Annotated in this window: 16 protein-coding genes; 6 read left to right on the top strand and 10 right to left on the bottom strand. The window is 66.2% G+C overall.

Annotated elements, in window-relative coordinates; all coding sequences use genetic code 11:
* Positions 1–110: 110 nt before the first annotated feature.
* Positions 111–545, bottom strand: coding sequence for a Cd(II)/Pb(II)-responsive transcriptional regulator (cadR, locus tag AC1RHV_RS00420; RefSeq protein WP_054456564.1), 435 nt, complete (start codon positions 543–545; stop codon positions 111–113).
* A 133-nt stretch (positions 546–678) separates the two neighbouring features.
* On the opposite strand from cadR, the gene AC1RHV_RS00415 reads away from it, so the two are divergent.
* Entirely contained in the window at positions 679–3,087 is a 2,409-nt protein-coding gene (locus AC1RHV_RS00415; protein WP_225596763.1) for a heavy metal translocating P-type ATPase, read from the top strand.
* A gap of 60 nt (positions 3,088–3,147) precedes the next feature.
* Here the strand turns inward: AC1RHV_RS00415 and speG are convergent, their stop codons facing one another.
* Positions 3,148–3,732, bottom strand: a complete 585-nt coding sequence (gene speG, locus AC1RHV_RS00410) for a spermidine N1-acetyltransferase (RefSeq protein ID WP_013393257.1) — start codon at positions 3,730–3,732, stop codon at positions 3,148–3,150.
* Between the two features lie 57 nt (positions 3,733–3,789).
* A complete protein-coding gene (locus AC1RHV_RS00405; protein WP_119449121.1) occupies positions 3,790–4,704 on the bottom strand; it encodes a LysR family transcriptional regulator in 915 nt (304 codons plus the stop codon).
* A 195-nt stretch (positions 4,705–4,899) separates the two neighbouring features.
* Here AC1RHV_RS00405 and AC1RHV_RS00400 point away from each other — a divergent pair, with 195 nt between their 5' ends.
* From AC1RHV_RS00400 to AC1RHV_RS00390, 3 genes are all read left to right on the top strand, one after another.
* Positions 4,900–6,201, top strand: coding sequence for an MFS transporter (locus AC1RHV_RS00400; protein WP_054456562.1), 1,302 nt, complete (start codon positions 4,900–4,902; stop codon positions 6,199–6,201).
* A gap of 23 nt (positions 6,202–6,224) precedes the next feature.
* Positions 6,225–7,718 carry a M81 family metallopeptidase gene (locus AC1RHV_RS00395; RefSeq protein WP_119449119.1) on the top strand — a complete coding sequence of 498 codons (1,494 nt, stop codon included), beginning with the start codon at positions 6,225–6,227 and terminating at the stop codon, positions 7,716–7,718.
* Positions 7,719–7,782: 64 nt separating this feature from the next.
* A complete protein-coding gene (locus AC1RHV_RS00390; RefSeq protein WP_054456560.1) occupies positions 7,783–8,304 on the top strand; it encodes a 2'-5' RNA ligase family protein in 522 nt (173 codons plus the stop codon).
* A 33-nt stretch (positions 8,305–8,337) separates the two neighbouring features.
* On the opposite strand, the gene AC1RHV_RS00385 is transcribed toward AC1RHV_RS00390, so the two are convergent.
* Positions 8,338–9,042 (bottom strand): riboflavin synthase, encoded by a 705-nt coding sequence (locus AC1RHV_RS00385; protein ID WP_054456559.1) that lies wholly within the window; start codon positions 9,040–9,042, stop codon positions 8,338–8,340.
* Between the two features lie 90 nt (positions 9,043–9,132).
* Positions 9,133–10,569, bottom strand: coding sequence for an aldehyde dehydrogenase family protein (locus tag AC1RHV_RS00380; RefSeq protein ID WP_119449139.1), 1,437 nt, complete (start codon positions 10,567–10,569; stop codon positions 9,133–9,135).
* A 245-nt stretch (positions 10,570–10,814) separates the two neighbouring features.
* Between AC1RHV_RS00380 and AC1RHV_RS00375 the strand changes: the two genes are divergently transcribed.
* Both AC1RHV_RS00375 and AC1RHV_RS00370 read left to right on the top strand, forming a co-directional pair.
* Positions 10,815–11,618, top strand: a complete 804-nt coding sequence (locus AC1RHV_RS00375; protein ID WP_054456557.1) for a FadR/GntR family transcriptional regulator — start codon at positions 10,815–10,817, stop codon at positions 11,616–11,618.
* 18 nt (positions 11,619–11,636) lie between these two features.
* Entirely contained in the window at positions 11,637–12,422 is a 786-nt protein-coding gene (locus tag AC1RHV_RS00370; RefSeq protein WP_175162609.1) for a 3-oxoacyl-ACP reductase, read from the top strand.
* Between the two features lie 31 nt (positions 12,423–12,453).
* On the opposite strand, the gene AC1RHV_RS00365 is transcribed toward AC1RHV_RS00370, so the two are convergent.
* From AC1RHV_RS00365 to AC1RHV_RS00345, 5 genes are all read right to left on the bottom strand, one after another.
* Positions 12,454–12,672: a hypothetical protein gene (locus AC1RHV_RS00365; RefSeq protein WP_125472666.1), complete on the bottom strand. Its 219-nt coding sequence runs from the start codon at positions 12,670–12,672 to the stop codon at positions 12,454–12,456.
* Between the two features lie 18 nt (positions 12,673–12,690).
* Complete coding sequence (locus AC1RHV_RS00360; RefSeq protein WP_054456554.1) at positions 12,691–12,933, bottom strand: hypothetical protein; 243 nt, start codon at positions 12,931–12,933, stop codon at positions 12,691–12,693.
* Positions 12,934–13,133: 200 nt separating this feature from the next.
* Positions 13,134–13,274, bottom strand: a complete 141-nt coding sequence (locus AC1RHV_RS00355) for a hypothetical protein (protein ID WP_437340986.1) — start codon at positions 13,272–13,274, stop codon at positions 13,134–13,136.
* A 104-nt stretch (positions 13,275–13,378) separates the two neighbouring features.
* On the bottom strand, positions 13,379–13,627 hold the full coding sequence (locus AC1RHV_RS00350) for a FecR/PupR family sigma factor regulator (protein ID WP_054456553.1): 249 nt from the start codon (positions 13,625–13,627) through the stop codon (positions 13,379–13,381).
* A 151-nt stretch (positions 13,628–13,778) separates the two neighbouring features.
* Positions 13,779–14,300, bottom strand: a complete 522-nt coding sequence (locus AC1RHV_RS00345) for a sigma-70 family RNA polymerase sigma factor (RefSeq protein ID WP_492299594.1) — start codon at positions 14,298–14,300, stop codon at positions 13,779–13,781.
* Positions 14,301–14,381: the final 81 nt, after the last annotated feature.

The raw sequence follows: 14,381 nt of genomic DNA, 5'->3' as shown, positions 1-14,381 counted from the left end.
TACATGCTGATTTTGGACGCAACAAGACGCCGCCGCGCTTTTTGCGCGGCGGGGTTTTCCCTAGGCCATCAGGCCCGTGCTCCGTGATGCCGCCCTGTCCAGGGCCGCTGTCAGCCCAGGTGCGTGTGGCGTTCCTGGCGCTCTTCGACCTGCATTTCGCTCAGGCCATGCAGGATGCCGCAGTCTTCCGTGTCGGGCCGGGCCGACAGGCAGCGCTGGCGCAATTCCGTGAGCTGGGTCTTGAGCTGGGTCAGTTCGGCGATGCGTTCATCCACGTGGGAGATGTGCTCGTCGAACAGTTCGTTGATGGGGCCGCAACCGCTCTGGTGGTTATCCGCCAGCGACAGGATGGCGCGGATCTCGTCCTGCGTCATGTCCAGCGCGCGGCAGTTGCGGATCAGGCGCAGCCGCTCCAGATGGGGCTGGCCGTAGCTGCGGTAGTTGTTCAGTCCCCTTTCCGGGGCCGGCAACAGCCCTTCTTTCTCGTAATACCTGACGGTCTCGACCGTGGTTCCGGCCGCCGTGGCCAATTCGCCGATACGCATCGCTGCCTCCCGGATCGCATCCGATTGATATAGGGGGTTGACCCTATAGTAACTCCAAGGTGTGGAATAGCGTCACCAGCTTATTTCAAGGCAGAGGACGATGTCTTTACCTCCGGTCAAAAAACACGAACATATGCCCGCCGGGCAAGGCGGCGCCTGCTGCGCGCACGACGGCTGCGACGCGCCCGCCAAGAACGCCCAGGCCCAGGCCGGACACGATCATGCGGGCCATGATCACGCGGATCACAGCCACGCGGGCCACGATCACAGCCACGACCATGCCGGCCATGACCACGCGCACGATCACAAGCACGATCGCAGCCACAAGCACGACCACGGCGGCGACGCCTGCTGCGGCCATGGCGATGGCCAGCCCTTCACCGTCTCGGGCGCCGGCGCGGCCACGCTGACCGCCGGCCCGGGCCAGTCGCTGGCGCGCCTGCGCATCGGCCAGATGGACTGCCCCACCGAGGAAACGCTGATCCGCAAAAAGCTCGACAACATGGCCGACGTCCACGCGCTGGACTTCAACCTGATGCAGCGCGTGCTGACCGTGGTGCACGCCGAAGGCGCGCTGGACCGCGTCATGGCCGCCATCAAGTCGCTGGACATGACGCCCGAGCCCCTGGCCGACAACGCTCCCGGCACGCCAGCCCCTGCCGCCAAACCGGTGAACTGGTGGCTGATCGGGGGCTCCGGCGTCCTGGCCGCGCTGTCGGAACTGTCGCATTTCGCCGGCTGGCCGCTGGGCGTCACCGCAGCCCTGGCCGTGGCCGCCATCCTGGCCTGCGGCATCAGCACCTACCGCAAGGGCTGGATCGCCGTACGCAACGGCAACCTCAACATCAATGCCCTGATGAGCATCGCCGTCACCGGCGCCGTGCTGATCGGCCAATGGCCAGAAGCGGCGATGGTGATGTTCCTGTTCAACGTGGCCGAACTGATCGAAGCCCGCTCCCTGGACCGGGCGCGCAACGCCATCCGTGGCCTGCTCGACCTGGCGCCGGAAACGGCGACCGTGCGCCAGGCCAATGGCGACTGGCTCGAAGTGCCCGCCGCCAGATTGCAGGTGGGCGATATCGTGCGGGTACGCCCGGGCGAACGCATCGCCGCCGACGGCATCATCGTCAGCGGCAGCTCGGCGGTGGACCAGTCCCCCATCACCGGCGAAAGCCTGCCCGTGGAAAAGACGCAGGACGACCCGGTCTACGCGGCCACCGTGAACGCGGCCGGCTCCTTCGAATACCGCGTCACCGCGGCCGCCGGCAACACTACGCTGGCGCGCATCATCCACGCCGTCGAACAGGCGCAAGGCGCGCGCGCGCCGACCCAGCGCTTCATCGACCGCTTCTCGCGCATCTATACGCCGGCCGTGGTGGGCATCGCGGTGCTGGTGGCGGTGCTGCCGCCGCTGTTCTGGAACCAGCCCTGGTTCGACGCCATCTACCGCGCCCTGGCGCTGCTGATCATCGCCTGCCCCTGCGCGCTGGTCATTTCCACGCCGGTCAGCATCGTCAGCGGCCTGACCGCGGCCTCGCGCCGCGGCATCCTGGTCAAGGGCGGCGTGTACCTCGAAGAAGGCCGCAACCTGAAATGGCTGGCGCTGGACAAGACCGGCACCCTGACCCACGGCAAGCCGGTGCAGACCGACATCCAGGATTGGGACGTGTCCGACCAAAGCCGCCAGCCGGCCGCGCTGGTCGCCGCCAGCCTGGCCGCCCGCTCCGACCACCCGGTATCGCTGGCCGTGGCCAATGCCGCGCGCGACGCCGGCACGGCCTTGCTGGACGTGCAGGACTTCACCGCCCTGCCCGGCCGCGGCGTCAGCGCCACGCTGGACGGCGTGACCTTCCAGCTGGGCAACCGCCGCCTGATGCGCGAACTGGGCGTCTCCAGCCCCAAGCTGGAAGCGCGCCTGGACGAACTGGAACGCCAGGGCAAGAGCGCCATCGCGCTGACCGACGGCAATCGCGTGCTGGCCGTAGCCGCCGTGGCCGACACGGTCAAGCCGACCAGCGCCGCCGCCATCGCGGACCTGCACGCCCTGGGCGTGCGCACCCTGATGCTGACGGGCGACAACACGCCCACCGCGCAAGCCATCGCGCAACAAGTCGGCATCGACGAAGCGCGCGGCGACCAGTTGCCCGAAGACAAGCTGGCCGCCATCGAAAGCAAGCTGGCGTCTGGCGGCCGCGTCGGCATGGTGGGCGACGGCATCAACGACGCCCCCGCCCTGGCGCGCGCCGACATCGGCTTCGCCATGGGCGCGGCGGGCACCGGCACCGCCATCGAGACGGCGGACGTGGCCCTGATGGACGACGACCTGCGCAAGATCGGCACTTTCCTGCGTCTGTCCCACGCCACGCATCGCGTGCTGGTGCAGAACATCGCGCTGGCGCTGGGCATCAAGGCCGTGTTCCTGGCCCTGGCCATGACCGGCAACGCCACGCTGTGGATGGCGGTGTTCGCCGACGTGGGCGCGAGCCTGCTGGTGGTGGCGAACGGCCTGCGGCTGTTGCGGGCGGCGCCTGCGGCACACTGACGCGGAGCAGTCCGATTCCCGGTGGCGCATGCATTGCATGGCCGCCGGGAAAAGCAGGCCTCAGCCCGCCTGCTCTTCCTGCGGCCAGTCGCGCAGCACCGGCGCGTCCGGCGCGCCAGGCCCCACGTCGCGCAGATGGTCGTGCTGCAGCAGCGCCATGCGGTAGGCGTCGCGATAGCCGCCGTTGGAAAAGAACTCTTCCTTCAACAGTCCTTCGATCTGGAAGCCGCAGCGCTCATAGATGTGCACGGCGGCGGTGTTGTCCTTGTCCACCACCAGATAGACCTTGTGCAGGTTCAGCACGCGAAAGGCATAGCCCACAGCGATGCGCGTCGCCGCCTTGGCGTAGCCCCGGCCCTGATAGCTGGGCGCGATGATGATCTGGAATTCGGCGCGGCGATGGATGTAGTCGATTTCCACCAGCTCGACCAGGCCGGCGGGCTGCCCGGTGTCGTGCTCGATGATGAAGCGCCGCTCGTTCTGGTCGTGCAAGTGGCGGTCATACAGGGCGACCAGTTCGTCGTAGGCCTCGTAAGGCTCTTCGAACCAATAACGCATGATGACGTCGTTATTGTTGATCTTGTGCACGAAGTGCAGGTCGCCACGCTCCAGGGGGCGTATTTTGATATCGGTTGTGACCGACATGGTGATACCTCCGAAAGTGCGCCCATTGTAAGCGGGCGCGGCCCGGCGCGCTGGCGCTCAGCCGCCCGAGAACGCCGGCAGGCGTTGTTCTATGCGCCGCATGACCTCATTGGCGGCGGACGACAGCGGCCGCCCCAGCCGCAGCAGCGCCTGGCATTCGGGCGCGCTCAGGATGGGATGCGCGATGGGAATCGCCACCAGTTCGCCGCTGGCCAGCTCATGATGCACGCCCAGGTTCGGCATCAGCGTCACGCCCGCTCCGGTCATCGCGTACTGCTTCAGTACGCGCAGCGAATTGGTGGTAAGGCTGGGCGTCAGATGGATGCGCTCGGTGAATTCCAGCAGGTCCACCGCCTGGCGCAGCCCGTAGGGCGCGGACATCAGCGCGAAGGGATACGGCATGATGTCGGCGATGGTCAGCGGCCCGCGCCTTGCGGCCAGGGCATGGCCGCGGCCCGCCAGCAGGCAGACCGGATGCTTGCGGCTGGCGCGGCAGCGCAGCCGCGGGTCCACCGGCGGGTTGTAGGCAAGTCCGATATGGGCCGCGTCCGAGGCCACCGCCTCGACCACCTCATTGACCGAACCGACGTTGACGCTGATGTTGATCTGCGGATATTCGATGCAGAACGGCCCGACCACGTGTTCCATCAGGCCGTCGATAAAGCCTTCGCTGATCATCAGCTGCACGTTGCCGCGCTGCATGCCGCGCAATTCCTGCAGGCGCGCATTCAGATGTTCCTGCTGGGCGCGGCAGCCGCGGTGGTACTCCAGCAGCATATCGGCGGCCTCGGTGGGCGTCAGCCCGCGCGAGCGCCGCTCGAACAACTGCACGCCCAGTTCCTTTTCCAGCAGCTGGATCTGCCGGCTGATCACGGAGGCCGCGGTATCCAGCTTGTCGGCCGCGCCCCGGATCGAGCCGCAGGCCATGACCTCGTTGAAGTACTTCAGGCGGACCTGGCTGATTTCCTGCATGTCCCGCGTTCCTGGGGCGCCGGGTGGCGCCGGTTGAAGGTGATACAAGCGTTGCCCACAGGGCAACGATAATTTATCACCCCGGTCATTGTTCGGAACGCCCCTGTCTTCCAATAATGGCGGCCGCGGAAGCCACAGGGTTTCCGGCCCAACCCCAGCCAGCGCGGGCGCCAGACCCGCGCGAGGAGACATGCAATGCCCCATCCGACCACGCCGGGCGCGGACCCGCGCCTGGCCCCGCTCTATCGCAAGATCACGTGGCGCCTGCTGCCCTTCCTGCTGCTCTGTTACGTCTTTGCCTACCTGGACCGAATCAACATCGGCTTCGCCAAGCTCCAGATGCAGCAGGACATCGGCATTTCCGACGCCGTCTACGGCCTGGGCGCCGGCATCTTCTTCCTGGGCTACGTCATCTTCGAAGTACCCAGCAACCTGTTGCTGACCCGCATCGGCGCTCGCCGCACGATCAGCCGCATCATGGTGCTGTGGGGCCTGACCTCGGCCTCGATGCTGTTCGTGCAGGGCGAATGGAGCTTCTACGTCCTGCGCTTCATGCTGGGCGTATTCGAAGCCGGCTTCGCGCCCGGCATGATCTTCTACCTGACCTACTGGTACTCGCAGTCGCGCATGGCCGGCGTCATGGCGGTGGTGATGCTGGCCGGCCCCATCGGCGGCATCGTCGGCGGCCCCGTGTCGGCCTGGATCATGACCGCGTTCTCGGGCGCGCACGGCCTGGACGGCTGGCAATGGATGTTCCTGCTGGAAGGCCTGCCCTGCGTGCTGCTGGGCGTCATCGCGTACCGCTACCTGGACGACAAGCCGGCCGAGGCCAAGTGGCTCAGCGCCGAGGAAAAAGCGCTGCTGGCGGCCGACCTGGAGACCCGCGGCACGCAGCAGAAGCACGCCTTCAAGCAGGTGCTGCGCGACCCCGTCATCTACGGCATGGCCCTGACCTACTTCTGCCTGATCTGCGGCATCTATGCCGTCAGCTTCTGGCTGCCCACGCTGCTCAAGCTGGCGGGCGTGCACGACACCATGGAGATCGGCCTGTATTCCGCCATCCCCTACATCGCCGCGGCGGTCTTCATGCTGTGGTTCGCGCGCAGCTCGGACCGCATGCAGGAACGGCGCTGGCATACGCTGATTCCGGCGCTCCTGGCCGGCGTGTCCCTGTGCATCGCCACCGCCGCGCCGACGCAATTCGCGCTATCCCTGAGCGCCATCACCCTGGCCACGGGCTTCATGTGGGCCTCCTACACGGTATTCTGGGCGATTCCTTCGCAGTACCTCAAAGGAGAGGCAGCAGCCGGCGGCATCGCCCTCATCAACAGCATCGGCCTGCTCGGCGGCTTCCTCAGCCCGTCCATCATCGGCTGGTCCAAGGAAGCCACGGGCACGCTGGCTGGCGGCCTGTACGTGATCTCCGCCTTGCTGGTGGCAGGCGCCTTGCTCCTGCTGGTGAACCGTCCGCCCCGTTCCGCGCCCGCCCGCGCCTGAAGTCCAACTCACAGGAAACGATCATGCATATTCTGGTTGCTGGCTTCCAGCACGAAACCAACACCTTCGCGCCGTCGCTCGCCGCCTACGACAACTTCGTGCGCGGCGAAGGATTCCCCGCCATGGTGCGCGGCAAGGACATGCTGGCGCTGCGCGAGGTCAACATCCCCGCCGGCGGCTTCATCAACGCGGCGCTGGCCCAGGGCCATACGGTCGAGACCGTGATCTGGGCGGGCGCCAGCCCCTCGGCCCATGTAACCCGCGACGCCTACGAACGAATCGCCGGCGAAATCCTGGACGCGGCCCGCAACGGCAGCTACGACGCCGTCTACCTCGACCTGCACGGCGCCATGGTCGCCGAACACCTGGACGACGGTGAAGGCGAACTGCTGGCGCGCGTGCGCCAGATCGTCGGGCCCGACGTGCCGGTGATCGCCAGCCTGGACCTGCACGCCAACGTCACCGCGCAGATGCTGCAGGAAGCCGACGGCCTGGCCGCGTTCCGCACCTATCCGCATGTGGACATGGCCGACACCGGCGAGCACGCGGCGCGCCTGCTGCAGGCCCGCATCGCGGCCGGCGACAGCTGGAGCCGCAGCGAACGCCGCCTGCCCTTCCTGATTCCGATCAACGGCATGTGCACGATGCTGCAGCCGTCCAAGGGTGTGTACGAGCTGCTGGAAAGCCTGGAGCAGACTCCGGGCGTGGCCTCCATCTCGTTCGCGCCCGGCTTTCCGGCGGCGGACTTCCCCGAGTGCGGCCCGGTGGTCTGGGCCTACGGCACCGATGCGGCAGCCGTCGAACGCGTGACCGAAACCCTATACCAGCGCGTGCTGGAACTGGAGCCGCAATGGTCGCCCGACTTCCTCGATCCGTCCGAGGCCGTGCGCCGCGCGCAGGCGCTGGCGGCGGGCGCATCGCGCCCCGTGGTCATCGCCGACACGCAGGACAATCCGGGCGCGGGCGGCGACGCCAATACCACCGGCATGCTGCGCGCGCTGGTGCAGGCCGATGCCCAGAATGCCGCGCTGGGGCTGTTCTACGACCCCGAGGCGGTACGCCAGGCCACCGCGGCCGGCATCGGCGGCAAGGTCCGCCTGAGCCTGGGAGGCCAATCGGGCGTGGCGGGCGACTCGGCTTTCGAAGGCGAGTTCGTGGTCGAAACCCTGTCGCCCGGCAAGCTGCGCTTTGACGGGCCGATGATGAACGGCATGGACGTGGACCTGGAAGCCGTGGCCGGCCTGCGCATCGGCGGCGTGCGGGTGGTGGTCAGCGCCACCAAGTCGCAGATGCTGGACCGCAACCTGTTCCGCGTCGGCGGCGTGCAGCCCGAGGAAATGGCAATCCTGGTGGTGAAGAGTTCCGTGCACTTCCGCGCGGACTTCCAGCCCATCGCCCACGAAGTGCTGGTGGCCAAGGCGCCCGGCCCGATGCAGGCCGACCCGGCCGACCTGCCCTGGACCCGGCTGCAGCCCGGCATCCGCGTGCGGCCGCAAGGCAAGCCGTTCTCTTACTGAACGCCCCGCCCCGCCGCCAGCCGGCGGGGTTTGCTTTCGCGCGGCGCAGTGGCAGACTGGAAGCATGAAAAAGCTCCATACGCTCGCCTATCCGCGCCTCGGCGCGTCGGACTCCGCGTTCATCGAGGAGTTCCGGCGCCAGCATGACGGCCAGCATCCGCTGGTGCAGGCGCACTTCACCATGGCATTCGGCTGCGCGGGCATCGACGAACAGGCCTACCAGCAGCACCTCGAAGAGGTCGCAGGCCTGCACGGCCCGATAGACTTCGTATGCCGTTACGCCATGCTGGGGGCCGACCCCGCGCACGCTTACGCGTACCTGGTTCCCGATGAAGGCCACAGCCAGCTGTCGCGGCTGCATGACGCCCTGTACCGCCAGGTGCTGGCGCCGACCTTGCGCCTGGACATTCCTTATGTGCCGCACATCACCATGGGGTCGTCCACCAACCGGGCACTGATGAAATCGCTGTGCGATGAATTGAACCGCAACGGACTTGAAATTCGCGGCACGGTCGACAAGTTGACGATGGCTGTCCTGGAAAATGGCGTGCTGACGGACCTGACTTCGGCCCGGCTTTCCGGCTGAGGGGCCCGGCACCGCCTGCCCCGCCCCCGCTCACTACTTCAGCTTGCCCTGCGGACTGACGAAGTCTTCCAGCGTCAGCCCCTTTTCCTTCAGGATGGCTTCCAGCAGCGGCTGCAGCTTGCCCAGGCTTTCCTGCACGGTTTCGCGCACGGTATCGACCACCACCTGGGTGCTGCGTTCGATCTCGATGTTGACGAAATCGCCCACCTGCTTGTCCTCGAACACCGTCATGCGGCGGGTTTCCGGAATCAGCCAGACCTCGAACCAGCCCTCGACGCGGTTGACCTCCGATACGGTCAGGCTGGCGCCGTTGATGGCGATATAGCCCTTGGCGAAGACATACTTGCGGAATGCCTCGGGGATGCTGAAGCGCATCAGGCGGTTGGTATCGGACGACTTCACCATCACCACTTCAGAGGTGAAATCCACGTGCCCGGACAAGGGATGGCCGCCGATCTCGGCGCCGTCCTTGGCGGCCCGCTCGACGTTGGCGCGGTCGCCCTCCTGGTAGCTGCCCAGGGTGGTGATGGCCAGGCTTTGCAGCATGACGTCGAAAGTGGCCTGGTTCTCGGACAGGATTTCCGTGACGGTCAGGCAGACGCCATCGGTGGACACGCTGGCGCCGATGGCCAGGTCCACGCAAAAACCAGGGGGGAAATCCAGCGTGAAAGTGCGCAGGCCTTCGCGATCCGCGATCTTGGCGATCTTCGCGGTGCCTTGAACAATACCGGTGAACATACGGATCCTGAATGCGGGGCGGCGCCCCTGAAGCAAAACATCAACGTTAACCGATATTTTGCCAGGGGCCGGGCCGCCCGCAAGCCGGGATCAGTGGCGGATGGCGATCGTCTTCAGGGTGGTGAAGCCGTACAGCGCTTCAAAGCCCTTCTCGCGGCCATAGCCCGACTGGCGCGAACCGCCGAAAGGCAGCTCCACGCCGCCGCCAGCGCCGTAGTTGTTGATGAAGACTTGACCTGCGCGCAGCTTGCGCGCCAGGCGCAGCTGGCGGCCGCCGTCGCGGGTCCAGACGCCGGCCACCAGGCCGTACAGCGTGCCGTTGGCGATTTCCAGCGCCTCTTCCTCGGTGTCGAACACCATGGCGGCCAGCACCGGGCCGAAGACTTCTTCCTGCGCCAGGCGGCTGTTGGGCGGCACGTCGCGGAACAGCACGGGCGGTTGGTAGAAACCGGCCTCGGGCGTGCCTTCCTTCAATTTGCCGCGGGCCGCGACCTTCATGCCTTCAGCTTCGGCTTCAGCCAGGAAGCCGCGCACGCGGTCCTGCTGGCGCGCGTTGATCAGGGGGCCCACGTCCAGGTCGGCCGCGGCCGGACCGGTAACGGTGGCCGAGAACGCGTCGGACAGGCGCTTGAGCACCGTTTCGTACACGCCGCGCTGGATCAGCACGCGGCTGCCGGCCGAGCAGGTCTGGCCCGCGTTCTGGATGATGGCGGCCAGCAGCACCGGCATGGCGGCGTCCAGGTCGGCATCGTCGAACACGATCTGGGGCGACTTGCCGCCCAGTTCCAGCGTGACCGGCACGTGGTTTTCGGCGGCGGCATGCGCCACCATCTTGCCCGTCTGCGGCGAACCGGTGAACGAGATGTGGTCGATGCCCGGGTGGGCGGACAGCGCCGCGCCGGCTTCATGGCCATAACCCGTGCAGATGTTCAAGGCGCCTGCCGGCAGGCCGACCTCGGCCGCGATCTCCGCCAGCTTCAAGAGCGACAGGCAAGCGTCTTCCGCGGGCTTGACCACGCACGCGTTGCCCGCGGCCAGGGCCGCGCCGACGCTGCGGCCGAAGATCTGCAGCGGATAGTTCCAGGGCACGATGTGGCCGGTGACGCCGTGAGCTTCGCGCACCGTCAGCACGGTGAAGCCCGGGGTGTAGGGAATGGTCTCGCCATGCAGCTTGTCGACCGCGCCGGCATAGAACTCGAAGTAGCGGGCAACGGCGGCGGCGTCGGCGCGCGCCTGCTTGATGGGCTTGCCGGTGTCGGCCGATTCCAGCTGCGCCAGCTCTTCCTGACGCTCCAGCAGCGCAAAGGCGATACGCATCAAGAGGCGGCTGCGCGCAGCGGGCGCCATCTGGCCCCACTCGCCTTCAAAAGCCTCGCGCGCCGCGGTCACGGCGCGGTCCACGTCCGCCGCGCCCGAACGCGCGATCGCCTCGAAGGGCTTGCCATCGGACGGGTTCAGGACGGGAATGGTTTCACCGGTGGCGGCGGCCACCCATTGGTTGGCGATAAAGTTCTTCTGAGTCACGATGTGCGGAGTAAAGTAGCGGCCGAACGGCCGGTTGCGGGGATATGGCGTCGCGCGCGGGTTGCGTTTTGGTTTCGGATCAAGGTACGGGAGCGCGCCGCAACTTGTCAATTGAATTGACAGCTTTTGTCCCAAGAGTCAGGATATTTCCCGACCACCTCGGGTAATCCCTAATAATTCAGCGGCTTAACGCCACCCCGGATTTGTCATGGTGACTGACAAGCCCGGCAATGCATGTAGGAATGACGATGAGCAATGTGCGGGATCCACAGCTGGAATCGCTGCTGCAAGCCGTGGACCGCCCCCGTCCTGAATTGGACGTGCTGGCGGAAGTGGCTTCGGGCCTGGGCTACGTGCGCGCCGAACGCTTTGCCGAGCGCGTCTACGAAAGCCTGTTCTATGCCATTGCCACCGGCAAGATCGCGCCCGGCAACAAGCTGCCAACGGAACTGGAGCTGGCCGCGCTGTTCGAGGTATCGCGACCGGTGGTGCGGCAGGCGCTGGATCGGCTGCGCGAAGACCAATTGGTGGACTCCATCCGCGGCTCTGGCACCTATGTGCGCGCAAAACCCGACCTGATGGGCGGCATGCCCGCGGTCGACCCGGCGCGCCGCGTCGGCCATATCCTGGAAGGCCTGGAACTGCGCATGGTGATCGAGCCCGAATGCGCCTACCTGGCTGCGCTGCGCCGCACCGACGAAGACCTGCGCGAAATGGACCGCATGCTGACCGGCTACGAAGAAGCCGACGCTTCCGGCGCCATCGCCCACCATCACGATTACGGATTCCACCGCGCCATCGCCGCGGCCACCAGCAACCAGCGCTTCGTGCAGGTGCTGAAATCCCTGGAGTACGACGTCAGCCACGCCGTGAACGTCATGCGCCACCTGGTCCACAGCGAACCCTGGAAGCGCACCCGCGCCGCCATCGAAGAACACCGCCACATCTACCGGCTGATCCAGGAACAGGACGCCGAAGGCGCGCGCAACGTCATGCGCGCCCATATTGAAAAAGCCCGCAGCCGCATGCTGAACAGCGGCTCGGAACATTGAGCAGGAAGCCTTAACTACATGTCATCGCAACAACGCCCCTCCCTGGACCTGAACCAGCAGCTCGTCGTCGTCACCGGCGCCAGCCGCGGCCTGGGCGCCGCCATCGCCCGCGCCTTCCTGCGCGAAGGCGCCAAGGTCGTCGTCAACTATCTGAACAGCGCCGAACGCGCGCAGGCACTGGCCGCCAGTGCGCCTGACCGCGCCATCGCGCTGCAGGCCGACGTGCGCGACCCGGCCGCCGTCGCCGCCATGTTCGCGCAAGCCGCCAAGCATTTCGGCCAGCCCGTGACCACCGTCGTCAACAACGCCCTGCCCGCCTTCCAGTTCAACGGCGATGCCCGTCCGCATGCCGGCGCGCTGGACTGGACGCAGATGAACGCGCAGCTGGAAGGCAGCGTGCGCGCCGCGCTCAACACCACGCAGGCCGCTCTGCCCGCCATGCGGACCGCTGGCGGCGGGCGCATCATCAACGTGGGCACCAACCTGGTCCAGAACCCGGTGGTGCCATACCACGACTACACCGCGGCCAAGGCGGCGCTGCTGGCCTTCACCCGCACCTTGTCGCATGAACTGGGCGCGGACGGCATCACCGTCAATATGGTGTCGGGAGGCTTGCTGCGCACCACCGACGCCTCGGCAGCCACGCCGGACGCGGTCTTCGACATGATTGCCGCGGGCACGCCGCTGCGCGAAGTCACCACGCCCGAGCAATTCGCCGACGCCGTGCTGTTCTTCGCCAGCCCCTGGTCGCGCGCGGTGACGGGCCAGAACCTGATCGTCGACGGCGGACTGGTGAAGGGTTGAGCCGCGTTGCGCCAACACGGCGCGCCGCGCGCTATGCCTGCAATCGTCTCGCGCTGATTTCCACTGCGGCGTACTTGATGCCCTTGAGCGCGGCGTCCTCGCTCACGAAGGCGGAATCGCCCACGCCTATCCGCGTCCATTCGCGGCCTGGAGCGGTGCGCACCCAGGCTTCGTAGCCTTGCTGCGACGCAAGCGGCCTGAGTTCGTATTCGAGCTGATGCCCGTTGAGCCTGATCACTCCGGTTCTCATTGTTTTCTCCCCGGCGCCTCAACGCTGGCCCGCGATGGCGCAGGCGCGCATCAGGATGTGCCCAGGCCCCGCGGGCGTTGCGCGGTAGTCCTGCGCCCGCACCACTTCTGACACGCGCTGCCCGTCCGCCATCCATTGGCGGGCGACGCTGACGACATCGGTGAACTCAGGTTGCGGCCCGTCCAGCAACCAGCCGACGATGGGGACGCCAGGCATGACGGCCACACCAGGAGAAACCTGATCCAAATCAAGGGGCTTCATACTCCTCTCCGTTCAGGGAACTGTAGGGAGCGTAGACGCCGGGTCAATTCTCAGGCATTAGAAAACCGCAAGAAATAGAACATTTTGTGTATTGCCCGCCAGCGGCGCGGAGCAATCATCCCTGGCTGAGCACGCCACGCAGGGTGGAAATAAAAATTCACACATAAACTATCTGGGCGGCGCCGGGGAACGGCTGCCTCTCATTGCGCGGCAGCCAGCTCGGCGGGCGCCAAGGTCGCCGGATCGCGCGCAACCGGCGTTTCGATTGCCACGATCTGGCCATTCTCCATCCGTATCAGGCGGTCGGCCAGATGGAAATAGCGGTCGTCGTGGGAGATCACCAGCACCGCCGCGCTGATCGAGTTTGCTGCGGGGAAGGAGATACAAGCCGCGCATGGCGGCACGGCGTCAATGGAGGCAGACTTGGCGAGAACAGGCCTGAAAACTAGGCCTTGCCGCCGAGGTCCTTAGTGCCCGGAACATCGATATCGTTCGCGGAAGGAACCAGACCCGCCATCAACCACAGGCGGCCAGCCTTGTCGTAGGCCTGGCGATGTGCCGCATCGGCGGCGAGCCATTGCACCAGCTCGGCTTCGTCGGTTGCATCGAAACTATCGTGCTCGTGCTGGCGCAGCACCCAGGACCAGGCAACATCCCAGACCGGGTCTTGCTTCGAATTGATGTCATCGCCCATAGGCTACCTTGGGGGCTAAAAGGCTGGTTGGCGCTATGGTAAAGGAAAAGGTTATCCACGATAACCTCTCTCAGGGACGACATGCTGTCCAAACCGCATGCCTGCGCCCACCTGGCCCAAGGGGCAATTGCGCAGCCTGATGCCTGCGGGCTCAGGCCTCCAGCAAATCGCGGCAGCTGGCGACGGCCTCGGCGGCATCCCGGAGCATGAAGTTCACAAGCGTGGCTGAGCAGCCCATTTGCCGCGCAACCTCCCGCTGCGTCAAACCACCGAGCCTGTAGAGTTCGAAGGCGCGCCGCGTCCTGGGCGGCAAGGTGCCCAGGATCTGGTCAATGGCATCGATCACCTGCCGCTCCTGGAAGCGCCGGTCCGGCACGCAGCCGCCGGCGACCTGCGGCAATTCCCCGTCGTCGGTATAGATGCGATACGTAGATTCGACGGCCTGACGGCGGCAGTGGTCCAACGCCAGATTGCGGACCACTTGGCAACAATAGCTATAAGGTTTGCTGACATCGCGCGCGCATGCCCCTTCCATGAGTTTCAGGTAGGCGTCTTGCGTGACTTCGTCCGCGATCTCCGGCGTGCCCACGATTCTTTGCGCGATGCGACGAAGCTGCGCCCGATGCGTAATGAATATGTCTCCAAGCCCCACTCCCTGCGTACCCATGGACATTGAAGCGCCTCCGCGCAAAGATTTATGGTGACTTGTAATAATTCAATCTATTGCGAACAATTATCATTAATGAAAAATCGA

This window comes from Achromobacter sp. GW823-FHT04E03 (assembly GCF_058796095.1).
This window is presented reverse-complemented; position numbering and strand designations above follow the sequence as displayed.